Annotated in this window: 21 protein-coding genes; 11 read left to right on the forward strand and 10 right to left on the reverse strand. The window is 39.3% G+C overall.

The window, feature by feature from the left end:
• Positions 1-143 precede the first annotated feature (143 nt).
• From ATS76_RS11280 to ATS76_RS11295, 4 genes are all read left to right on the forward strand, one after another.
• A complete protein-coding gene (locus ATS76_RS11280) occupies positions 144-752 on the forward strand; it encodes a flavin reductase family protein (protein ID WP_058552222.1) in 609 nt (202 codons plus the stop codon).
• Positions 753-795: 43 nt separating this feature from the next.
• Positions 796-2,721 (forward strand): alpha/beta hydrolase family protein, encoded by a 1,926-nt coding sequence (locus ATS76_RS11285; protein ID WP_058552223.1) that lies wholly within the window; start codon positions 796-798, stop codon positions 2,719-2,721.
• A gap of 140 nt (positions 2,722-2,861) precedes the next feature.
• Positions 2,862-4,304: an ATP-binding protein gene (locus tag ATS76_RS11290; RefSeq protein ID WP_058552224.1), complete on the forward strand. Its 1,443-nt coding sequence runs from the start codon at positions 2,862-2,864 to the stop codon at positions 4,302-4,304.
• A 74-nt stretch (positions 4,305-4,378) separates the two neighbouring features.
• The gene (locus ATS76_RS11295) at positions 4,379-5,050 is read left to right on the forward strand and encodes a response regulator (protein WP_006791444.1); all 672 of its coding nucleotides are present in this window, start codon (positions 4,379-4,381) and stop codon (positions 5,048-5,050) included.
• A 33-nt stretch (positions 5,051-5,083) separates the two neighbouring features.
• On the opposite strand, the gene ATS76_RS11300 is transcribed toward ATS76_RS11295, so the two are convergent.
• Positions 5,084-5,938 carry a PA4780 family RIO1-like protein kinase gene (locus ATS76_RS11300; protein ID WP_058552225.1) on the reverse strand — a complete coding sequence of 285 codons (855 nt, stop codon included), beginning with the start codon at positions 5,936-5,938 and terminating at the stop codon, positions 5,084-5,086.
• A gap of 291 nt (positions 5,939-6,229) precedes the next feature.
• Here ATS76_RS11300 and ATS76_RS11305 point away from each other — a divergent pair, with 291 nt between their 5' ends.
• Both ATS76_RS11305 and ATS76_RS11310 read left to right on the forward strand, forming a co-directional pair.
• Positions 6,230-6,505 carry an EF-hand domain-containing protein gene (locus ATS76_RS11305; protein ID WP_058552226.1) on the forward strand — a complete coding sequence of 92 codons (276 nt, stop codon included), beginning with the start codon at positions 6,230-6,232 and terminating at the stop codon, positions 6,503-6,505.
• Between the two features lie 12 nt (positions 6,506-6,517).
• Complete coding sequence (locus tag ATS76_RS11310) at positions 6,518-6,973, forward strand: hypothetical protein (protein ID WP_058552227.1); 456 nt, start codon at positions 6,518-6,520, stop codon at positions 6,971-6,973.
• Positions 6,974-7,030: 57 nt separating this feature from the next.
• Here the strand turns inward: ATS76_RS11310 and ATS76_RS11315 are convergent, their stop codons facing one another.
• From ATS76_RS11315 to ATS76_RS11335, 5 genes are all read right to left on the reverse strand, one after another.
• Positions 7,031-8,407 carry an FG-GAP repeat domain-containing protein gene (locus ATS76_RS11315; protein ID WP_058552228.1) on the reverse strand — a complete coding sequence of 459 codons (1,377 nt, stop codon included), beginning with the start codon at positions 8,405-8,407 and terminating at the stop codon, positions 7,031-7,033.
• Positions 8,408-8,630: 223 nt separating this feature from the next.
• Complete coding sequence (locus ATS76_RS11320; RefSeq protein WP_058552229.1) at positions 8,631-9,932, reverse strand: MFS transporter; 1,302 nt, start codon at positions 9,930-9,932, stop codon at positions 8,631-8,633.
• A 161-nt stretch (positions 9,933-10,093) separates the two neighbouring features.
• Positions 10,094-10,936 carry a glutathione-dependent disulfide-bond oxidoreductase gene (gene yghU / locus ATS76_RS11325; protein ID WP_058552230.1) on the reverse strand — a complete coding sequence of 281 codons (843 nt, stop codon included), beginning with the start codon at positions 10,934-10,936 and terminating at the stop codon, positions 10,094-10,096.
• Between the two features lie 42 nt (positions 10,937-10,978).
• Positions 10,979-11,554, reverse strand: a complete 576-nt coding sequence (locus ATS76_RS11330) for a rhomboid family intramembrane serine protease (protein ID WP_058552231.1) — start codon at positions 11,552-11,554, stop codon at positions 10,979-10,981.
• Positions 11,555-11,684: 130 nt separating this feature from the next.
• Complete coding sequence (locus ATS76_RS11335; RefSeq protein WP_058552232.1) at positions 11,685-12,368, reverse strand: type 1 glutamine amidotransferase domain-containing protein; 684 nt, start codon at positions 12,366-12,368, stop codon at positions 11,685-11,687.
• A gap of 167 nt (positions 12,369-12,535) precedes the next feature.
• Here ATS76_RS11335 and ATS76_RS11340 point away from each other — a divergent pair, with 167 nt between their 5' ends.
• Complete coding sequence (locus ATS76_RS11340; protein WP_058552233.1) at positions 12,536-13,459, forward strand: LysR family transcriptional regulator; 924 nt, start codon at positions 12,536-12,538, stop codon at positions 13,457-13,459.
• A gap of 19 nt (positions 13,460-13,478) precedes the next feature.
• Here ATS76_RS11340 and ATS76_RS11345 read toward each other — a convergent pair whose 3' ends face one another.
• The 4 genes from ATS76_RS11345 to ATS76_RS11360 all read right to left on the reverse strand — a co-directional run bounded on the left by ATS76_RS11345 (position 13,479) and on the right by ATS76_RS11360 (position 18,787).
• A complete protein-coding gene (locus ATS76_RS11345; protein WP_058552234.1) occupies positions 13,479-14,213 on the reverse strand; it encodes a dienelactone hydrolase family protein in 735 nt (244 codons plus the stop codon).
• A gap of 82 nt (positions 14,214-14,295) precedes the next feature.
• Positions 14,296-15,621 (reverse strand): glycerophosphodiester phosphodiesterase family protein, encoded by a 1,326-nt coding sequence (locus tag ATS76_RS11350; RefSeq protein WP_058552235.1) that lies wholly within the window; start codon positions 15,619-15,621, stop codon positions 14,296-14,298.
• A gap of 74 nt (positions 15,622-15,695) precedes the next feature.
• Positions 15,696-16,544 carry a DMT family transporter gene (locus tag ATS76_RS11355; protein WP_058552236.1) on the reverse strand — a complete coding sequence of 283 codons (849 nt, stop codon included), beginning with the start codon at positions 16,542-16,544 and terminating at the stop codon, positions 15,696-15,698.
• Positions 16,545-16,645: 101 nt separating this feature from the next.
• Positions 16,646-18,787, reverse strand: a complete 2,142-nt coding sequence (locus tag ATS76_RS11360; protein WP_058552237.1) for a M3 family metallopeptidase — start codon at positions 18,785-18,787, stop codon at positions 16,646-16,648.
• 321 nt (positions 18,788-19,108) lie between these two features.
• On the opposite strand from ATS76_RS11360, the gene ATS76_RS11365 reads away from it, so the two are divergent.
• The 4 genes from ATS76_RS11365 (at position 19,109) to ATS76_RS11380 (ending at position 23,805) form a co-directional block, all read left to right on the forward strand.
• Entirely contained in the window at positions 19,109-19,969 is an 861-nt protein-coding gene (locus tag ATS76_RS11365; protein ID WP_058552238.1) for a mechanosensitive ion channel family protein, read from the forward strand.
• A 416-nt stretch (positions 19,970-20,385) separates the two neighbouring features.
• A complete protein-coding gene (locus tag ATS76_RS11370) occupies positions 20,386-22,671 on the forward strand; it encodes a TonB-dependent receptor (protein WP_058405051.1) in 2,286 nt (761 codons plus the stop codon).
• A gap of 114 nt (positions 22,672-22,785) precedes the next feature.
• Entirely contained in the window at positions 22,786-23,085 is a 300-nt protein-coding gene (locus ATS76_RS11375; protein ID WP_058405052.1) for a hypothetical protein, read from the forward strand.
• Positions 23,086-23,148: 63 nt separating this feature from the next.
• Positions 23,149-23,805 (forward strand): HAD family hydrolase, encoded by a 657-nt coding sequence (locus ATS76_RS11380; protein WP_058552239.1) that lies wholly within the window; start codon positions 23,149-23,151, stop codon positions 23,803-23,805.
• The last annotated feature ends 30 nt before the right edge of the window (positions 23,806-23,835 follow it).

Below are 23,835 nucleotides of genomic sequence, written 5' to 3' on the forward strand. Positions count from 1 at the left end.
CACGTTATTTGTGTTTTTTGTTTGCGTATTAACTAGTTGGTATTGGTTGCTAGATAAAACACCATAAAATACAAAACAGTTAAAGTTGTTAATACGTAAAGGTTTTAAATTTCGATTTAGTTTTAATAATAAAAAGGAAAAACATGTTTTTAGATTTAACTAATAATGCCAATCACAATGTGTATTCATATTTAGTGGGTGGTATAAGCCCGCGACCTATTGCATGGATCAGCACGTTAAGTGAGAAGGGAATTGCGAACATTGCCCCTTACTCATTTTTTACCGTAGCAAGCTGTAACCCTCCTGTATTAAGTGTTACTCAGGTAAACCCGCGAGATCAAGCCAACAAAGACACCTTAACTAACTTACTGGCGACTAAAGAGTGTGTAGTCAATATTGTTAGCCATAACTTAGTTGAACAAATGAATCAAAGCTGTGCTAATTATCCAAATGACGTGAGCGAGTTTGATGAAGCAAATATACAACAGGCGCCAAGTTTGTTAGTGAGCCCGCCAAGTGTCGAGGCTTCTAAAGTACGCTATGAATGTACCTTGCGTGAGGTAATTACTGTTTCAGAGAAAGCCGGTGGCGGAAAAATGATGTTATTAGATGTAGTAGGCATTTGTATTGATGATGCAATATTAGTAAACGGTTATATTGATCCTGCTAAGTTAGAGGCTGTAGGGAAAATGGGTGGCGATTATTTTAGTACAACAAAAGATAAATTTGTTCTTAAGCGCCCTCAGTTATAGAATACGGACCTGATTTAAAAACATAAAAATAAAAGGACTTTTGATGCGTAAACTTATTGCTGCTGCATTGATCACGCTTATTAGCTTTAGTACTCTCGCCGCACAAGATAAAAAATTGCCAATAGAAGCCTTTGCGGGCTTAAAAGACTTTAGCCAAATTAAATTATCTCCCAATGGTGAGAACCTTTCCTTTGTTCGAAACCACAAAGGAACCTTAGTGTTAATGGTTAAAAATCTCAAAACAGGAGATACAAAAGCAATTTTAAATGCAGACAACCGCACTGTATTTTTTGATTGGTATAGCTGGGCTAATGATAACGTTATTTTGTTGGGTGCTAGGTTTATTAAGTACCAATTTGGCGGGGCTAAATATACATCTACACTTTTGTACTCGTACAATCTCACAAATAAAGATGGGATTAAATTAGCGTTTAGAGCTGTCCCTTCTCGAGATGAGCGTCAGCCACAATTTGCAGACCGTATAGTGAGTTTTCTACCAGGTCAAGAAGATAAAATTTTGGTACAGGGTGATTTTACGGTGCCAAATAACCCTGCTGTATACGAGCTAGATCTTAATACATTGCGCAAAAGTAAAGTACAAAGACAGCGCAATAACGTAACAGATTGGTTTGCCGACAGGCAAGGTAATGTTCGTATAGCTAAAAAAATGGACGAAACACAATTTACTTATGAATTACTTAACGCTGAGACCGGAGACTGGGACACGTTATTTGATTACGAAGTATTTAGTGAGCAAAGTATTTCTATATTAGGGTTTGATAAAAACCCTAACCTTTTATATATCTCGGCTTTGCACAACGGGCGAGATGCATTGTTTAGACTTAACCTAACTACTAAAGAGCGCGAGTTAATTTACAGCAATGATAAATACGACTTTGATGGTTCTATTTTTTATTCTAGCAAAACAGGTGAGGTTGCAGGGTTTACTGATTCTCACATAGAGGACGGGGTAAACTACTGGGATGCAGATTTAGATAAACTTCACCGTTCTTTAAGAGTATCGCTTCCTAAAGACGACTACGATATTGATATTTTAAGCACCACTAAAGATCAACAAAAATACATACTTTACGTTAGTTCAGCAAAGTCGTCTGGTAGTTATTTATTAGGAGATAGAACAAAAAACCAGGTCAGCGCAATTGCCGATGCCTATCCGCAAATTGATGAAACAGTATACGGCGGTAAAGAACGCATTAGTTACAAAGCGAGAGATGGATTAACCATTGAAGGTTATTTAACGTTGCCTGTAGGGTATAAAAAGGGCGACAAATTACCCACTATAATATTTCCGCATGGTGGTCCAATGGCGCGAGATTACGCTAACTTTGATTATTGGACTGCATTATTGGCTTATCATGGTTACGCTGTATTACAGCCAAACTTTAGAGGTTCAAGCGGATATGGTTATGAGTTTTTAATGCAATCTATTCAGGGTTTTGGTTTAGCCATGCAAGACGATTTACAAGATGGCGCCAATTGGCTTATTGAACAAGGTATTGCACAACCTGAAAAAATTTGTATTGGTGGCGCAAGTTATGGTGGTTATGCAGCGTTAATGGCGGTTGTTAAGCACCCTGAAACATTTAAATGTGCTGCCAGTTTTGCAGGCGTAAGTGATTTAGAACACCTTGTTTTTAAAGCGCGTTACTTTACCAATAAAGAAATAGTCAGAAAGCAGTTTGGTACAGACGACGATATGCTAGAAGCTAACTCTCCTGTAACGTATGCAAAGCAGATTAACCGACCTATATTATTAGTTCATGGCAGTGATGACAGTGTAGTGCCTGTTTACCATAGCCGGGAAATGGAAGATGAATTAGACGATGAAAATAAAGACGTTACTTATATTGAGTTAGACGATGGCGATCATTATTTATCGCATCAAGCACATCGCGTTAAAACGCTGCAGGCTTTTTTAGATTTTTTTGATAAACATTTAAAAAACTAAACAATACAAAGGCGACTTAGGTCGCCTTTTTTGTACAATTTTTTAAGTAGGTGCACATTGTTTGCACGTTTAGTTGTTAAACTTATTTAAATATGGCCAAGTTATAAATGGCGGTTTAATTTTAAAGTGAACGCTTGCTCATGAAAATTCACAATAAACTTTTTTTAATTTTGTTTAGCTTTACCTTTAGCATTATTGCGGGGCTGGTGGTGCTTATACAATGGAGCATAGGACAAGGTGTTATTGATTATGTGAATGCAAAAGAAATAAAAGCACTTGAGCCGCTTGTAGCAAAGCTCGCAAAGCAATATGAAAGCAGTGCCTCGTGGGACGAAGTCATCCATGACAATAAAAGTTTTAGACGCCTTGTTGAAGCCGAGTTACAAAGCAGCCAATTTTCTGAATTTGCAGAGCGCCCAAGTCCTAGAGGCCGGTCAATGAGGCCTCCACCACCTGAACGCGGTCGCTTTGATATGAAAGGCCCTCCCAGACCAAACGATATTGCTCATTACGCGTTACTTGATAAAAATAAGCAACCGATAAGAGGGCGTTATCTCGATGAACTCACTTATATCAATACGCCGATTACTGTTAACAATATAGTTATTGGCTATTTAGCTGTTTCAAAAAGAGATAATTTAGTTGATGGCTACGAGCTTGATTTTTTAGAACAGCAAACCAACTACTTATGGCTTATTGCTATAGCCGCTGCTTTATTTACCTTGTTGTTAACTTTTTTATTATCACGACACTTAGTCGGCCCCGTAAAACAAATTGCAACAGGTATGCACCAGCTAACCCAAGGTAACTTCACCACTAAGCTTACCCTTGATCGAAAAGACGAATTAGGCCAATTAAGTGAAGATTTTAATACACTCGCCTTTACACTAGCTAAAGATGAGCAGGTACGTAAACGCTGGTTAGCTAATATTTCACATGAACTAAGAACACCAATGAGTATTTTACTGGGTGAACTTGAAGCAATGTTACTTGGGGTACGTGAGCCTAACACCCAAAATATTAGTTCAGCCAATGATGAAGCGATGCATTTAAAGCGGTTGATTGATGATTTACATATGCTAAATAGTGCCGAATTAGGGGGGATGCACTACACCATGCAGCCAACCGATTTAACAATACTGTTAAATACAATCGAGCAAAAATATCAGGTTATATTTGAGCAGCATACAATCAAACTTTATCTATTAAATAGTGCTCAATACGCCAATGTTGAGGCTGATAAAACACGGCTACTGCAGTTGTTTGATAATATTTTAATGAATGCAGTTCATTATGCTCAGTGCACGACTATTTCAATAACTGCTAAAAACATAAGTAAAAAAGGGCAGTCATTTATTGAGCTGAGTATTGAGGATAATGGCGTTGGGGTAGAGTCTTCACATTTAGCGCATTTGTTTGAATACCTGTATCGAGTTGATGGTGCGCGTAACCGCCAAGAAGGTGGTTCAGGCCTTGGTTTATCAATCTGTAAACATATAGTTGAAGGTCATAACGGTGAGATAGTCGCAGAAAAAGCGGACCTAGGTGGTTTAGCTATTATTATACGCCTGCCAACCATTTAACAATGTTTAAACCTAATCTTTAAATTGCCTACTTTATTAAGTGGTTTGAATTTACGTTACGAATAGAGGTGCCAATGAGTGAACACATTTTAATAGTTGAAGATGAAGAAAAATTATCTAATTTAATGAGTGATTTTTTAATGAATCATCATTTTAATACTCATCAAATACACCATGGGAATGACGTACTTCCATGGCTTGAAATTAATAGGCCAAGCCTTATTTTGCTAGACGTAATGTTACCAGGTCAAAGCGGAATCGAATTATGTAAAGCGATTAGGCGTTTTTCTAACGTGCCTATTATTATGGTATCGGCCAAAGTAGAAGAGATAGATCGCTTGCTAGGGCTTGAGTTAGGCGCAGATGATTATATTTGTAAGCCGTTTAGTTACGCAGAGTTGGTTGCGCGGGTAAAAGCTATTTTAAGGCGTCTCAACGTTTCAGCAGTACAAACATCGGTAATGCAATTAGATGAAACCACCTATAAAGTAAAATACCAAGATAACGACATCGAGCTAACTAACTTTGAGTTTCAGTTGTTTAAACCTTTGTTTAATAACCCGAGTAGAATTTATTCACGAGATAGCTTAATGGATACCATGTATACCGATCAGCGTATTGTGAGTCATAGAACGATTGACAGCCACATAAAAAAATTGCGTAAAAAGCTGGATGAATTAACTAAAACAGAGAGTGTGATTCAATCTGTTTATGGGGTAGGTTATCGCTTTGTACACCCGCAATAAGGGAACAAAGCGATTAACAAAAACGTTGGCGTTTTATTCTTCGTCTGAAAAGTTAATGCGCGCTAGTCGCTCTTGCTCTTCATCGGCTGCAGCTTGTATCTCGTCTAGTACTGAATCAACGTCAGCTTCTTCGCTGTCATCTTCAAATTCACCGGTGAGTATAGAATTAGGTGTAAGTTTTGCCTCTTCAAATAGCGCCCACATTTCTTTAGCGTATTGGGTAGTTAACAACTCAGGTGCAAACTCACTATAGTAACGACGCATGTTGTTTACGTCACGAGCAAACATGGCTTCAGCGCTATTGTTAGCAGACGCATTTACAGCTTGCGGTAAATCAATAATCACAGGCCCTTTGTCATCCACAAGCACATTAAACTCTGATAAATCACCATGAATTATACCCGCGCACAGCATAAGCATAATATAGTGCATCATCAGTGTATGTTGTTTTATAGCTTCTTCTTTACTCATACTTACATGGCCTAACTGCGGGGCTACATCGCCATCGCTATCAGACACAAGTTCCATAAGTAATACACCATCAACACAACAGTATGTGTCGGGTACGCGCACACCGGCCCTAGCTAATCGAGAAAGTGCATCAACCTCAGCGTTTTGCCAAATTTCTTCTTCTAACTGGCGCCCATAACTTGAGCGCTTCCCCATGGCACGTGCTTGACGACCACCGCGAACTTTACGGCCTTCTTGGTATTGTGCGGCTTTTTTAAAGCTGCGTTTAACGGCATCTTTATAAACCTTGGCACACCGGATGTGTTCACCACATCTAACCACAAATACATCGGCTTCTTTGCCGCTCATTAGTCGGCTAAGTACTTCATCAATTAAACCGTCATCGATAAGGGGTTGTAAGCGTTTTGGTGTTTTCACAGCTTGCCTGCTAAGTAGAGTTGGTTATTAATCATTATTTATAAAAGTGCTCTGTAATTAGTTGTTTTATATGCCCAAGCAGTATATCAGCTTTGAGAATTAAGGGCAGTATTACGCGCATTTGCACATGTTTGCGTTAGCTTATCTGCTGATTGTAAATTGGGCAACCAGAACGCCCTAGAACACATCAATTTTTAAATTATTTAATGCTTCCTTACTGTTTGCACATTTTTTGCGTTTTTAAGGTGTAAGTTTACGGTATTAACATGTACTGAATATAAGGTTATTACTATGAAGCATTTAACATCAACGGCAATAATTGTATTACTTAGCATTGTTTTTTCGGCCAATATTGCTGCAAAAGGAAGTAATAACAAACCACCTAAGCCAGACTTCTCAACTCTCGACAGCGATGGCAATGGTGCAATTAGTTTTGATGAATTTAATACTAAAAGACCACCTCACGGTGACGCACAGACTATTTTTGATGAAATTGATGCTGACGGTAATGGGGAAATCAGCGAGCAAGAATTAAGTGAACATAAACCACCTCGTCGTGAACGTTGAAAGGAAACTAACATGATCAATTCTATAAACAATAACGCTACTAGTTTTATCCCGCAGCAAAAAAGCCAAGCTGTATCGCTAACATCAGAACAAAGTGATTTTGTAAAAGAAACGCTAGCGCAGTTTGATCCCGAAAGCTTAATATCTGAAGATGCAAAAAGCATTCAAGCTGCGTTTGAAGAGCAGGGTATTTCACCCACTAAAGAGCTGGCAGAATTAATGAGCGAGCTTGAATTTGACGCTAAAAGTATTGGTGATGCTGGCCGCCCTGAAGGGCAAAGACCGCCTCCACCGCCACAAAATTCACTAGAGCAAGTTAATACAGAAGATGTAGTAAGTTACCTCGATGAATTACTAGAGCAGTATTCAAGCCAAATAAACGATGAAGATAAAGACGCTATACTATCGGCTGTTCAAGAAAAGTTTGGCTTGTCTGAATCTGATTCGTTACTCAGTATTAAAGCGTAAATATGTGTAAAAGCTGACACAAAAAGCCCAGTAATACTGGGCTTTTTGTGTAGGTGGTTAGTTTAAGCGGGTTTTAATTTTACTGGTGCCATCTTCTTCGGTAAATTTAAATACAAAGTCTTTTTTACCGTCTTGGTTAATGTCAACTAACAAAATATCTTTACTTTTATTAGGTAGGGTTAATTTTATTTTTTTACGCTTTTTGTTCAGCAAATTGTTCTCATCGCCGTAGTAAACATAGAGCGTTTTTTTGCTGTATTTATATACCGCATCAGTTTTGTCATCCCCGTTTATATCGCCTATGTATAAAGGTGGGGTTGCATCGCCATTGCTCATATTTATTTCCATCTCAAGGTCAATTTCTATACTTGATTTACTAGCAAATGAGCCATCGGTTTGTTGCTTATAAATATTCATTTCTACATCTACGTCAGTTTTACCACCGCCCATAGCCATAGAGGCAATAGTGCCAAGGCCAATGTCTAAGTCCATTGTTTGCAGGTCTATTAAGCCATCGTTATTAAAGTCTGTTTCAAATACAAGCTGACTAGGGCCGCTGGTATTTAACAATTTAATAGGTGTTTGACTAAACCCTGTTTTATTACCCAAATAAAGGTTATGCGCTATGTCAATATCGAGCGAATCCATGCCTTCCACTGGTTTATATTGTTTGGTAATAAAGTCTAAATAGCCATCGTTGTTTATATCAAGAAGCTGCTTTATTTTGCGTTTTTCACCGTTACTAAGCTCGCCCAACTCAATATTAAAATTTACGTCAGCCATGGTTTTATTGTAACCATTAGCATTAGCGTAAAGTACATCGGCGCCTTGCTTATTTAAAAATACCAAGTCGTTTAGGCCGTCGTGGTTAAAGTCGGTAATAGTAGGCTGGTTATTAATATCAACCTCAAGAGTGAGCCCTTCTTTTGAAAAATTACCGGTAAATAGCGCTGTTTTTTCAAAAATATGAGGAGTAAATTGGCCGTTAGTATTTTGAACATACAGAGTTGTTTGCTTTAAGTCAGGGAGCAAAATATCACTCAGTCCATCTTTGTTTGCATCAATAATAAAGTTTATTTTTTCAAACTCGGTGACTTCTAGCTGGTTTATTACTGATGTGTATGTAAATAACAGTGAAGGTGTATCTTTGCCTGCTCTGTAAATGCCATCGCTTGCTACAACAAGCGCTTGTTTACCACTCGAATTAGCAAGTGTTGCCACGTCAAAACCAATTGCATTGTCAGGCAGAACGAGCTGAGTGTATTGCGCCGATAGTAAATCAATGCGCTCTAACTGCTTAAGCTCTTTGTTAAAAGCAAATAACGTTGTCGAGTCGGTTGTTACTAACCCTTCAGTGGTTTTAATCGACATGGTTTGCGCTAATAAAGTACTAGGTGCAAGCAATATAAGTAATGCACTAAACGGTTTTAACATGGTAAATCCCTTTGTATAGTTTTAAGTAGGCGAATATTTAACTCTTTTCAGCCTACGGCAAAAACTAACGTTAGGGTGTAAGTAATTGTAATAAAATGTTTATGCTAGTTAGCTTAATTAACCTAAGCGCTGAGCATACCTGCTAAAGATAGGTTTATTGTCCAGTATTCAGGTTAATCAAGTAAGTTGTTTTAGGTATTAGTGCAAGTTGATATGGTTAGGATTACTCTATTTTAGGTAAAAATAATGCACTAATAGCGCCACAAAAACCAAGCAGGCTGTAAAGCAAAATAAGTTCAGCGGTAGATAAAAAGCTTTCAAGTAATCCAATGCTGCCTAACATGAGTAAAAGCACGCCAATAACCGTGTTACTCACTGCAACATAGTCGGTCCGTTTGTTTCCTTGTGCCATATCGACTAAATACGTTTTGCGGCCAAGGCGAACACCTTGGTGAGCAACAGAGAGTAAAAAGTAAAGCGTAGGCAGTAGCCACCATGCACTCAACAAATGGTTAAACCACGTTGCAATAACAAATACCGCTAAACCATTGAAAGTGACTAGCATGGCACTAAGCACTAAAACTCGCTGGCTTGATAGGTCACTTAATCGCCCCCAAATTGGCGCCGACACTAAACTAGCGAAGCCCGATACAGCAATAAATGTCGCAAGTAACGAAAACTCAAACGATTGGCGACTTGCTAAAATAATATAAAATGGTGCGCTTAAGGCTGAGCACAACAAAAAAGCCCGTGTGACAACAAAGTGGGCAAATTGCTTATCTTGGTAAAGGAGTTTAAGTTTTGTAAATGCGTGCAGTAACCCGTTTTTTCCACCGTCGGTAGCCCCTTTGTATTCATTTATGCGGCTATAATAAAAGGCCGCCACAATCCACATTACTGCGCCTAATACCAAAGCAATTAATACCGTGTTTTGTTCCTTCTGCTGTGAAAAAAACCACATCAGTAGACCAAAGGTTAGGGTTGCCAAACCTGCAATACTTGCTGCTAAGCCGCTAATATTGCCTCGCTGTTTTTTAGGGATCACTTTTCCCAGTACATCTTTTGCTGCTACTGAATTAAAGCCCCGCGCTAAACTAAATAATATTAACAAACCTAAAATAGCGAAGCCTGCTTGTTTTCCCTCTAATACAAAAGCAACGCCTACCATCGCAAATATACATAACGATTGCGCAATAGCGCCAATTACCCATACCCATTTTCGAACAGATAGTTTGCGGATCACATCGGCAATGGCCAACTGCGGAAGTAAAGAGCCAGATTCCCTTATTGGTACAAGCCAAGCTATAAAGCTGCTAGGCACATTTAGGCTTTGCATTAACCAAGGGAGCGTTACTTTAGGGTTGAGTAGTGCATCTGCAAATTTACTAAACAGCTGGCTCAGTAATAAAACAATGAAGTTACCGGGCACCTCTTTACATGCAGATTCATCAATTTCTTTGCAGGCTTTAGCATCTTCTTCATTATTAAGGTGTTTATAAATTTGCTCTTTTGTTAGTTTGACCACGGTGTTTTCACAAATTTTGAAGTAAGTAAATTTATACTAGGTTGATATGATTAAATATTCTACTCTCATTTAGGGTGGTGTGATCACTTTAGCAACGCCATATTAAAATTGAACATAAAAAACCAGCATTTAAGCTGGTTTTTTGAAGCGTTAGCAGCAGTTTATTTAAAGTCGTCTGCGCTATGTCGTTCGGCTAACTGGTCTTCTTCGGGGCCCCATGTGCGATTAACACGACGACCTCTTTTAACCGCTGGACGCTCAGCGATATGTTTGGCCCATCTAACAACATGCGTATAAGAGGCAACGTCTAAAAACTCTGCAGCATCGTACAAGTCGCCCAAAACAAGCGAGCCATACCAAGGCCAAATAGCGATGTCGGCAATTGAATATTCATCGCCCGCCATATAATCATTGTTACTTAAATGCTGGTTAAGTACATCGAGTTGGCGTTTGGTTTCCATAGTAAAGCGGTCAATAGGGTATTGCATTTTACTTGGCGCATAACTATAAAAATGGCCAAACCCGCCGCCTAAGTAGGGTGCAGAACCCATTTGCCAAAATAACCAGTTACGACACTCGGTTTTTGCTACAAGGCCTTTAGGTATAAATGCGTTAAATTTTTCACCTAAATATTGTAAAATAGAGCCCGACTCAAATACACGAGTTGGCGGTGTTGTTGAGTGATCAAGTAACGCAGGAATTTTTGAATTTGGATTAATGTTAACAAAGTCAGAACCAAACTGATCCCCCTCGCCAATATTAATTAGATAAGCATCGTATTGCGCATCATTGATACCAAGCTCTAAAAGTTCTTCAAACATAATAGCGGCTTTTTGGCCATTAGGCGTTGCTAGCGAGTAAAGCTGAAATGAATGTTCACCAATAGGCAAGGTTTTGTCATGAGTTGCCCCAGCTATGGGCCTATTAATACTGGCAAACTTACCGCCACTTTCACTTTCCCACGTCCACACCTTGGCTGGTGTGTAATCGTTTTTATTGCTCATAAATAACCTCACTGTTAGATTGATTTACTTAAAATAGTTTTTTCACAAACCTTTTTGTCTATCTGCTTTTGCTAATTTATAACCCAAAAACAACCCACTTAAGGCTCCGAATAAGTGGCTTTCAAACGAAATATGAAAACGTTGCGGCAATACGCCCCAAATAAAACCGCTATAAAGTATGGCAACGACTACAGCGATTACGATTGATTTTAGCGAACGCCTAACCACGCCATAGCATAGAATAAAACCCCACAACCCATATATTACGCCGCTCAAACCAACATGAAAATTACTGCGACCAAATGTCCATACAAGTAAACCACCTACAAGCGCAGTAAAAACAAACACGGTGTAAAATCGTTTAACACTGTATTGGCAAATAAGCCAACTGAGCACCGCAAATGGCAGCATGTTACTGGCAAAGTGCCACCAACTACCGTGTAAAAAGGGAGCGCAAAGTATGCCAATTAAACCTTGAATGCTACGCGGATAAATACCTAAACCATTGAGGTTTATTCCTGGGAGGCTATTAATAACTTGAAGTACAAAGCAAACAGCAACAATACTAAATATTGTAAATCGTGTAGTAGTAACTAATGACAGAGACTGGGTTGTCATATATTTTCCCTAATGAGCTTAAGTAGTTGCTAGTATAGGAATTGTATTGAGTAATGAAAAGCAAATAAAAAGCACAGCTCAAATGCTGTGCTTAATCAAGGCCGTATTGGCCTTTAGTGTATAATTGTTATTAACCTAATTTAGTTAATAGTTTTTTAGCAGCAAGCTCCGAACTTGCAGGGTTTTGACCTGTGATCAATAAACCATCTTCTAAAGCAAGCACACCCCAATCTTCAGTTTTTTGGTAGTCGCCGCCTTTTTTGATCAGCTCGTCTTCTACTAAAAATGGGACTATGTCGGTTAGTTGTACGGCTTCTTCTTCACTGTTGGTGAAACCAGTTACTTTTTTACCTGCTACCAATGCGTTGCCATCTGCATCTTTAACATTTAAAAACACAGCACTAGCATGACATACGCCAGCTACTGGTTTTTCTTCTTTGATAAAATTTTCAATTAGTGATACTGAATCGGTGTTATCTACTAAATCCCATAATGGGCCGTGGCCGCCTGGATAAAATACTGCGTCGTAATCACTTGAGTTTACTTCATTTAGTACTTTAGTATTTGCCATTAGAGTTTGTGCTGCGCTGTCTGCATCGTAACGTTTAGTTGCATCGGTTTGAAAATCAGCAAGTGTACTTGTAGGGTCAATTGGCGGTTGGCCACCAGCTGGAGACGCAAGTGTTACTTCAGCGCCTGCATCTACAAATGCATAGTAAGGTGCTGCAAATTCTTCAACCCAAAAACCGGTTTTTTCACCAGTGTTACCAAGGTCCGAATGTGAAGTAAGTACCATAAGTATTTTTTTAGCCATAACAATATTCCTTCGATAATTGAGTTAATCAGTATTTGGTATTTACCAAACTCATGCATTTACTATATGCATTTGAATTGCTTTAAACAACGATGATAAATTTGACTTTATTGATTTAATAATTGATACAATGTATGGGTTGAATTGTAAATTAGGCGGAAACAACCATGAAAGTGTCATTCGAACAATTAAAAAGTATGGTGGTGTTTGCACAAATTGTAGAGCAAGGAAGTTTAACTGCCGCCTCTAAGCAACTAGGTTTAACGCGAGCTGTGGCAAGCTATCACTTAAAAAAGCTAGAAACCCAGCTTGAAGTTACGCTTTTAAACCGCTCTACTCGCACAATGACACTCACTGAGGCCGGTATAGCGTATTACGAACGCTGTCGCGTTATTACTGAGCAAGCCAATGCCGCAAATCAACAAATAGAAAATATAAAAAGCGAGCCGCAAGGTTTACTTAAAGTGAGTTGCCCCGTTAATGTAGGCATGCAATTAATTGTACCCGCTATAAATACGTTTAAGCGTCAATATCCAAAAATTGACATCGACCTACAATTGACAGACGACGTAGTAGATATAATAAAAAATGGCTTTGATATTGCCATTCGTGGTGTTGCGTTAAGTGACTCAAACTTACAAGCGACAAAACTAACCACAATGAGCACCTGTATTTGTGGCTCTTCAGATTACTTTGATTATTTTGGTAAACCTAAAAACCCAGCGGAGTTAAAAGCGCACAAGTGGGTCGTGTATCAATTAGGAAGTAAAACATTAACACTTCAAAAAGATGGTAAAAAACACGACATTACAATGCAAGGTGGTTTAAGTACTAATAATGCGGCAGCTAGAACGGCATTTGTAGAGGCGGGGCATGGCCTTGGTCGTATTCCTCTTTATGATGCGTGGCCTAAAGTACAAGCAGGGCTACTAGAGATCATACTAGACGATTACAAAACTAAAGATATTGAGCTTTATGGGGTGTTTCCGCCAGGTGCCACAGGCTCTAAAAAACTTAGGTTATTTATTGATTATTTAAAAGCGTACTTTGTTAAGCAGCATACCGCGCTGGGTATGCTGAAAAGCGTTTAAATAGCTTAATGGCTTTGCATTAAAGCGTACGGTTAAATAGCGCCACCGCTTGTTGGTACATTGCTATTGCTAGTGCACCGTCGTAACGCTCACCTTCATCGCGCATAAAGGCATGTTGTGCGTTAACTTCTTGCCACTGGTAATTAATACCGCTGCTAATACATTGTTGGTAAATTTTACTGCGACCTTCTTGAGGTACATGAGGGTCTTGCTTACCCCAAATAAAATGTATTTCACCTTGTATGTCGGCCATACGCTCAAACGAGTTATTTCCTTTTTGAGCTGGTAGTGTATCGCTATGAATATCGGTTGCGTATAAACAAAACGCCGCTTTTATTTGGGGATTAAGTGCAGCTCTGTATGCTAAATGTCCGCCAATACATACGCCCATTGCACCCACTGTACCTGAGCAGTATTGTTGCGATTTTACAAAATCGATTAATGCTTGTGTGTCGCTATCGTGATGCTCAAGCGGTTTTTCCCACTTATCAGCATTGCCTTTATCTTTACCTGCATCGTCGTAGGCAAGTACAGTTCCGATAGGATTTAACTCATGAAATACTTCAGGTACTAACACAACAAAACCATGGCTTGCCAAAAGTGCAGCACTACGGGCAATGGGGGCGGTTTGCTGAAAAATCTCAGAGTAAAAAATAATAGCAGGAAACTGCCCATCGGCTTGTGGACGATACACTGTGGTTCGCATTAGGCCTGTTGGTGTTGGTAAATCAGCATTATGGTGTTGGATGATCATAAAAGCGCTCAGTTAAAAAGGTTTAGACTCTTTCTTTATGGTAACTGAGCGCAGCAGAATAAACGACCGCTGAAATGGTTTTTTAAATGCTGGCTGGCATTTTATTACAGCTTGCGTAGTAGCTTACCGTGGCTGGCCAATCAGAAAATATACCCATTACACCCACTTGTTTTGCTAACACATCAACGACAGTCATCATATCGCCATCGTTATTGATTACATCAGCAATTGATTGATAGTAATAACCACCCCCTTCATTTAGCGGCCCTGAGCGCTCAAGGCTCCATGCTATGAGCTTCAAACCTGCCGCTTTTGCGTCAATTGCGTATTGTGAAGGAACTATATTATTATCGTTATCGATGGTTAACATCATCCAAATGGGAGGGGCGAGTATTTTAACGTCGTCAGCAACCAGTTCAGCCATGCTTGGTTGCCATGTTGCTGGATTGCTCGGATCAAAACCTGCTTCGCTATCGCGGCCATCTAAATAAACACTTTGTTCTGCAAATTCAGGGTTGGTGTTAATCCAATATTTTACATCGTTTAAGTTAAATGATTGTGGATAAACCTGATTTGCTGGTACATCTAATTGCGTGTATTCATCCAACATTTTTTGTGCGTATTGTTCTTGGCTCATACCATCAAAAGGCATGCTAACTTGAGGCGACTTAAGCTCTGGGGTCATTTTTACACCCAACTCTTTAAATAACTCAATACTTTGCTTGTGGGTTAATAGCGTTCCTGTTTTTGAGTATAAATCGGTACGCCAATTTGGGGTGCCGTCAAGGTATTCTGCCACTGTGGTGGCTTTAGGATTCGCACCATCCATTTTTCCTTCAAGGGTCAAAAATTCGCTCAGGCTAATATCGCTTGTACAGCACTTTGCTGAAGCGGGAGCCCCAGTATTTTGATTGGCAGGGGTAAATGGCACACTGCATTTGGCGGCAAGTTCTGGGATAGCTAAAATATTAGTGGTGGAATGTAAGTCACATTGTGAATGGCGACACACTAGTTCTTTATCGTTTGTAAACGTTACATCGCACTCTACAATACCTGCGCCCATTCGCGCTGCTGCAACGTAAGACTCTTTAGTATGTTCAGGGTATTGCATTGGCGCACCACGGTGCCCAATTGAAAAGTCTGTTGTATAAAATGGGCCATCTTGGCAAGAGGCTAATTGTGTTTTTAGTTCGCTTGGCGCCATGTCGTTAATTAAATAATCAGGGCGAGTACCTAGTTGAATATTGCTTCCTTGTGCAACTTCTACAACCACAGGGGTCGGCACTTCTACAATTTCAACGTTAGTGTTCGTTACTACCACGTCTTTTTCGATTATTTTAACTTCGTCGTCACAGCCCGCAAGTGCAACAAATAGAAGGCAGCTGGCAGATAAGGTAATGCGTTTCATTGTTTATCCTTAAAAAATAAAAGTTGCACTACTTTAGTGACTCTTAATGACAATTAAACGACAGGAAAGTGAACTTATTTTTTCGCCATTATTTGATTAACCACTAAAGCTAAAAGCATTATTGCTGCACCAATACTTAGCCTAAAAATATCGGCATCTCTATTCCAAATAACAATATTAACAATAATACCGGCAGGGATGAGTAAGTTATTCATAACCGCCAAAGCCCCCACATTGACAAGCGTTGCGCCTTTATTCCATAAAAAATAACCTAGGCCAGAGGCTACAGTCCCTAAATAAATTAAAATTCCCCATTGTGTATTTGTGCTTGGCAGCTTACTTGGGTTACCAAATAATGCGTAACATAAGCCGGCAATAATAAGCGCACCAATAAAAAACCAGCTAAATGCCGCTTTGCCGTCAAGCTGCTTGCCTTGCATTAGTCGTTTGTAAGTAACTTGCCCGGTTGCAAAACTTAAATTGGCTCCTTGCACAAGCAACAGCCCTAGCCAAAAGTCATTGTCGAGATTTTCATAACGAATTGCGACAGCACCCAAAACGGCAATTAAAGCGACAATAAAAAATTGCGGATTAAACTGTTTGTTAAGTGCGTCGTTTAATAAAGTGATATAGAGCGGCGTCATAACCGTAAAAAGCAATACTTCAGGGACGCTTAAAAATAAAAATGAGTGATAGTAAAAACTGTACATAACTCCAAGTTGCACAGCGCCTATTAACATAAGCTTGATTGCGGTGGCGGGAGGAAGGCGTTTAAGAAAGGGTAAAAATACCAATGTGGCTAGCGCAACACGTATTAATACGCTAAACCATGCATCAACCTGCCCAGCTAAATATACGCCAATTAAACTAAACGAAAATGCCCAAAGTAGGGTCACTGCAAATAAATAGCCCATAACCATCATTTTGTAATAACTAATTGGCTAAGTTTATCTGTTATAAATTAAGGTATAAACAATAAAAGCCCGCAAGCGGGCTTTTATATTAAAAATAATAAGTTAAGTTATTATTCTACTAAACCACGGCGCTTAAGTAGTGCGTCGGTTGTTGGTTTTTGACCTCTAAACTCAATGTAGCTTTGCATTAAGTCGCGGCTATTACCTTTTGATAGGATTTCTTTACGGAAGTTATCACCGTTTTCACGTGTTAAACCGCCGTTGTTTTCCATATGTGCAAACGCATCGGCCGCAAATACTTCAGTCCAAAGGTATGCGTAGTAACCCGCAGAGTAACCGCCGGCAAAAGTATGGCTAAAGTAGTTTGATTTATAACGTGGTGGTACAGGGTAGTAATCAATACCATGAGCTTTTAGCGCTGCGTTTTCAAACTCTTGAACATCATTGATTTTCTTATCTGAACCAAATGAGTGCCATTCCATATCCAATAAAGCAGCCGCTAAATATTCAGTCGTACCAAAACCTTGGTTGAATTTTTGCGATGCTAATACTTTATCAAGTAATGCTTGTGGAATTGGCTCACCTGTTTTGTAGTGCTTAGCGTAATTAGCAAGTACGCTAGGCTCAATCATCCAATCTTCATGTGCTTGAGATGGAAATTCAACAAAATCACGCGCTGTTGCAGTGCCTGCAAGACTTGGGTATTTAACATCTGAGAATAAACCGTGAGCAGCATGACCAAATTCATGGAACATAGTCGACACTTCGTCAAAGGTCATAAGCGTTGGCTCGCCTTCAGCGGGTTTTGGAATGTTTTGCGCGTTATAAATAACCGGTTTAGTGCCTTTTAAGCCGCTTTGGCTTACGTAAGCACTCATCCATGCGCCGCCACGCTTGCCTTCACGTGCGTATGGGTCCATGTAAAATAAACCAATTGCACTGCCGTCAGCGTTAAATACTTCATAAACGGTTACATCTTCGTGGTAAACCGGTAGGTCTTGACGTTCTTTGAACGTAATACCGTACAATTTATTCATCGCAAAAAATAAACCATCGTTAATTACTGAGCTCATCTCAAAGTAAGGTTTAACTAACGCAGGGTCTAGGTCGTACTTTTCAGCACGTACTTTTTCAGCGTAAAATGCCCAATCCCAAGGTTTAAGTTCAAAGCTTTCGCCCGAATCATTAATTACTTTTTGAATAGCAGCGGCTTCAATTTTTGCTTTTTCTACTGCTTTAGGGGCAAGGTCATCTAAAATGCCATATACATTTTCAGTTGTTTGCGCCATACGCGACGTCATTACATACGAGGCCCAATCTTTGTAGCCTAAAAGCTCTGCTTTTTGTGCACGTAAGTTTGTTTCTTCAATGATGATAGGGCCATTAGTTTGTGCTGCACGGTTTGCTGATGCAGTAAAAATTTGCTCACGTAATTCGCGGTTTTCAAGGCTTGATAAAATAGGCTGTTGCGTGGTGTTCACAAGCGTGATCATGTAGCCATCTTTGCCTGCTTTTTTAGCTGCAGCTGCTAGGCCTGCAATTTCACCTTCAGAAAGGCCTGCAAGTTTAGACTTGTCAGTAACAACAATCACGTCTTCTTTAAACGATTTTAAAACGTTTTGCGAAAATGCAGTAGATAAGTTAGCAAGCTGTGCGTTAATTTCACGCATTTTTGCTTTTTCTTCGTCGCTTAATTTAGCGCCGGCTTTTACAAATTGCTTGTAGTAAAAATCAACAAGGCGTTGGTCTTCAGCGCTTAGTGTTGCTTGGTTGTCGTATATTGTTTGAACGCGCTCAAATAAAGCGCCATTTAAATAAATGTCATCAGAGTGAGCCGATAATACTGGCGCCATTTTTTTACTAATGCGCTGGTATTCGTCATCTGAGATTAAACCAGATAAGTTATAAAACGCCGTAGATACACGGTTTAATAATTCTCCAGATAGTTCCATTTCAACTAATGTGTTTTTGAATGTTGCTGGCTCTGGGTTATTAGCAATTGCTTGTATTTGAGCTGTATGCTCTGCAATTCCTGCATCAAATACGGCTTCGTAATCTTTAGTACCAAATTTATCAAACTCAGGTGCCATGTATTGTAAAGGACTTGGTTTGAATAACACATTGCTTGCGTTTACGTCTTGCACTTGTGCTGCGCTTTCTTTTGCCATTGTTTGTGTTTCTGATTTATTTTCTGAACAGGCAGATAGTAATAATGCACTAGCAATTGTAGTGGCGATTAGGGTTTTACGCATAATAACTCCATAGAAAGATTAGCCGGAATAGGCTTTTCGAGTCGAAAAACCCACTTAACTTACCAAATTTTGATTTATATACAATAAAGTTTATCGAGATTAAGCTGGATTTAAACGCAAATTAGCTAAAAATAGGAGTTTAGGTAGGTAAAAGTAGTTTGAGCTGTTTATTTTGATGCCCTTTTTTGGAGCCATAAGTGCTGTAAAATAACAAAACGCAATGTTTAAAGTCAGTTAAATTGCATTGTGGCGTGCTAAGGTTAGTTAATTAAAACACATTCACCTTATAATAAAGTTAAAGACTCCCTGATTGGAAAATAAATGAATTTAGAACAAATAAACGAAATCCTTTCTTTTGTTGTGTTTAGTTACAACGACATCCAACTAACAGTGGCAAAAATAATTCAGGTGCCGCTTATTCTGTTTGCAATGTGGTTTGTGGTTACCCACATTGGCAAGTTAATAAAAAAAACCTTACTTGCCAAAAAAATAAGCCAAGATGCTGTTCATTTATTTACGCGTATTTATTTTATTTTAAGTATCGCCATTTTAGTTTTCACCTCGCTGGAAGTATTAAATATCCCATTGACGGCATTTGCATTTGTATCTGGTGCTATTGCAATAGGCGTGGGGTTTGGTGCGCAAAATATAATTAATAACTTTATAAGCGGTTGGATATTAATGTGGGAGCGTCCTATTCGAATAGGTGACTTTTTAGAAGTAGGCAGTGCCAAAGGTGTCGTCGAAACTATCAACACACGCTCAACGCGTATTCGTCGAAATGACGGAGTACATATGCTAATACCTAACAGTCAATTATTAGAGAACACAGTAACCAACTGGACGTTAATTGATGGTAATGCACGTTCATCGGTGAGTGTGGGGGTGGCGTATGGGTCAGATGTGGTATTAGTTAAAAAGCTCATTCAGCAGGTTTTAGATGAGCATGACGCAATTTTAAAAACACCAAAATCGGCAGTGTTGTTTGATGACTTTGCCGATAGCTCGCTAGTTTTTAACGCTGTTTTTTGGGTATGTGCTGAGTCTGAAACCATGCTTAGAACTGTGCGCAGTGATATTCGCTTTAGTCTTTATGACATATTTGAGCAACATAATGTGGTGATTGCGTTCCCTCAACGTGACATTCATATCGATGGTGAAATAGCCATAAAGCGTACTTGATAAAACATTGAAAAAATCCGCCTTGTGCGGTTTTTTCTTGGTCAGCAAAAAGCGTACCTAAGTTAGGTTTTTAAGTTAAAACTTTAAAACCGCTACTTTATTTGTAGTTTCACTGATAAGGACATATGTCCTTATAATTGGGTCTTTACATCTAAAAAGTAATAAAAAGTCGCTATCTTGTGGCTAAATGTTGCAAAAAAGTTTCATAAATTGAAAGGTTTTATGCAGTAAATTTATCACACAGTGGTATAATCTCATACGTTCGTTCAGCCTTATTATTTCGTTTTTGTACTCTCGATAATAAGGTCCGCGCGCATATAGCCAAGTCGCGAAAAATTGTACGAGCCCGCAATGAATACATTGCGCAACACAAAAAACCGTTGAACAAGAGTGCATACAAAAGGTTAAAACCCGACATGAAAGCAATTAAAAAATCTGCAATAGCGACAATCATCAATGCCGCACTACTCTCTGCTGCTGGCACTTCTGTTTCTTCATTTGCTGCTGAAGAAGAAACGGCTAAAAAAAGTAATCAACTAGAAGTTATCCAAGTTACTGCACGTAAACGTGTAGAAAATGCTCAAGAGGTGCCTGTAGCTGTATCTGCATTGCAAGGTGATAACCTTGATGCTTACAGTTCTGCGGGTATGGATATTCGTTTTATGAACGCGAAAATTCCAAGCTTGTCTATCGAATCTTCATTTGGTCGTTCTTTCCCTCGTTTTTACGTACGTGGTTTAGGTAACACAGATTTCGATTTAAATGCATCTCAACCTGTATCTTTAGTTGTTGATGAAGTTGTTCAAGAAAATGCGATTTTAAAAGGCTTTCCTGTATTTGATATTGAGCGCGTAGAAGTACTACGTGGTCCACAAGGTACTTTATTTGGCCGTAATACGCCTGCAGGCCTTGTTAAGTTTGATTCAGTTAAACCTAGCCAAGAGTTTGACGGTTACGGTGCTGTTTCTTACGGTAGCCGTGGCGCAGTAGACACTGAAGGTGCTGTAGGTGGTGCGCTAACAGATCGTTTATCTGCTCGCGTTTCATTATTATGGCAAGATAAAGATGATTACATTGATAACCAAGCACCTAATTTTGAAGCTAAAGATCAGCAGGGCGGTTATACTGAAAAAGCTGCACGTATTCAGTTTTTATATGAAGGCGATGATTTTTCTGCGCTTTTAAACTATCACACACGTGATTTAGATGGTTCGCCTATTGCGTTTCGTGCAAACGTAATTGAATCTGGCTCTAACGAATTGGTTGATAACTACGAGCATGATGTTGTATACCAAGATGCCGGTGCTCGTTCTACTCAACAAGTAGAATCTGAAGGTATGAGCCTAAGACTTGAGTGGGAACTTAAAAACCACACTATAACGTCTATCTCTGCATGGGAAAGCGCTGAAATTTACTCTCGTGGTGATATTGACGGTGGTTACGGTGCTGTTTTCCTTCCTGATTACATGGGCCCTGGCTTTATTCCATTCCCTTCAGAAAGTGCCGATGGTATTCCTGAGCAAGATCAAATTACTCAAGAACTTCGTTTATCAAGTAACTTTGACGGCGACTTAAATTATCAAGTAGGCGTTTTTTACTTTGATGAAGAACTAACAATTGAAAACTTTAGCTACGACACATTTTCATCACCAAATGCTGGCGCCTTAAACGGGTATGTAAAACAGCAGCAAGACACAACAGCATGGGCAGTATTTGGCTCTGTTGATTATGTTGTATCTGATGATTTAAAAGTAACAGCGGGTCTTCGTTACTCTGATGATGAAAAAGATTTCTCTGCAGATCGTACACTTAGCCCTGTTGGCGGTGGTGCTTTATTTATCGAGCAAGATGTTAGCGATAGCCATGTAAGCTGGGATTTATCTGCAAACTACAAAGTAAACGAAGACGTAAACTGGTACAGCCGTGTAGCTAATACATTCCGTGCTCCAAGTTTGCAAGGTCGTATTTTATTTGGTGATGAAGTAACAACAGCTGATTCTGAAACCGTAACTTCATTTGAAACAGGTATTAAATCAGACGTGTTAGACGGACAAGGTCGCGTAAACGCAACTGTGTTCTACTACACAATGAGCGATCAGCAATTGACTGCTGTAGGTGGTGGTGCAAACTTTAACCGCTTAATCAATGCAGATAAAACGACGGGCTACGGTTTTGAGTTAGACACTGAGTGGGTATTAAGCGATGAGCTTAATGCAACATTTAACTTAAGCTATAACAAAACTGAGCTTAAAGATAATGACCTAGCTGTAGCTGTGTGTGGCCAGTGTACTGTGACAGATCCAACTTTCCAAGTTGCAGGTCCTTTTGGTCCTGAAGCTCGTGCAATTTTAGACGGTAACAGCTTACCGCATGCACCAGAGTGGATTTCTAACTTTACACTTCGTTACACTAAAGAGCTTGAAGATGGTGATTTCTTTGCAAATGGTGACATTTCTTACCGCAGCAAAATCAACATGTTCTTATATGAATCTGTAGAGTTTGAAGGCAAGCCTTTAACTGAAGTTGGTCTTCGTGCAGGTTACAGATGGGCACAAGGTGACTACGAATACGAAGTTGCTGGTTTTGTTCGTAACTTATTTGATGAGCAACAAGCAATAGGCGCAATCGACTTTAACAATAACACGGGTATTGTTAATGAAGAGCGTTATGTTGGTGCTGAATTTAAAGTTAAATTCTTCTAATTAGTAGATTAGAAATATGCATTTAAAAGCCTGCCATGTGCAGGCTTTTTATTTTGTGATCCCTTTTAGAGCTGTTAAAGTAGCGCATAATTGGTTTATTGATAGAGAAATAGAATGGCTGGATTTTGGAATTACCGTGTAATTTTTTGTGAAGCAACAAAAGATGAAGCAGCGCAATATCAAATACACGAAGTAGAATATAACCTTAATGGTAAAGTAACTAATTGGTCTGAAACAGGTGCAGCACCGTTTGGTACAACGCTTGATGAATTAAAAGATGACTCGGCGCGCTTAAAAACCGCTTTTGAAAAACCCGTGCTTAAGGTGGTTCGTAAAGCGCGTGGCTATGAGTTAGTTGATATTGAAACCGGTGAAGAGGCTTTTGGTGAGCCGCCTGCTGGTTTAACGCAATAACCATGTAATAACAAAAAAGGTGCTGAAGCACCTTTTTTTAGCACTATAATTTAAGGAGAAATCATGAGTTTACAGGCCGTTTTATTTGATATGGATGGCACGCTAGTCGATTCAGAAGCAATGCACTTTGTATGTTGGAGCACACTGTTAGCGCCATTTGGAGTAAGTTATTTAGAAGATGAATTTTGTCAGCGATTTTCAGGGCGTCCTACACTTGAAGCGGCAATTGAAATTAAAAGTGAGAATAACTTATCAGTCAGTGCTGAGTTTTTAGCCGCAGAGAAATACCGATTATTTGGTGAATACGTAAAAACGAATTTACCGCCCCTTATGCCTTTTGTGGTGCAAACATTAAAAGCGGTTAAAAATAGCGGCTTAAAAATGGCACTCGTAACAGGAAGTGCAACAAGTGAAGCTATGCCAATTCTAAAAGGGTTGGAGTTTTATGAGCTGTTTGATAGCGTTGTTACCAAAGATGATGTGATTACCCCCAAACCGGCAGGCGACCCATATTTACTCGCTTTAAAGCAAATAAACATAAAGGCAGAAAATGCGATAGCTGTAGAAGATACGTTTACAGGCGTAAGCGCTGCAAATAATGCGAGTTTAAGGGTGGTTGCTATTGCAAATAGCCACACCAAAGAGCATGACTTTAGCAAAGCGACCTATTGCATGGGTAACCTTGATGAGTTTTGGCAATGGGTGCAATCTCAACTATAGTTTAAGTCACTATTAACTAGCTTGGATGCG

The organism is Pseudoalteromonas sp. 10-33, from assembly GCF_001469195.1.
In the GTDB taxonomy this organism is placed as follows: Bacteria; Pseudomonadota; Gammaproteobacteria; order Enterobacterales; family Alteromonadaceae; genus Pseudoalteromonas.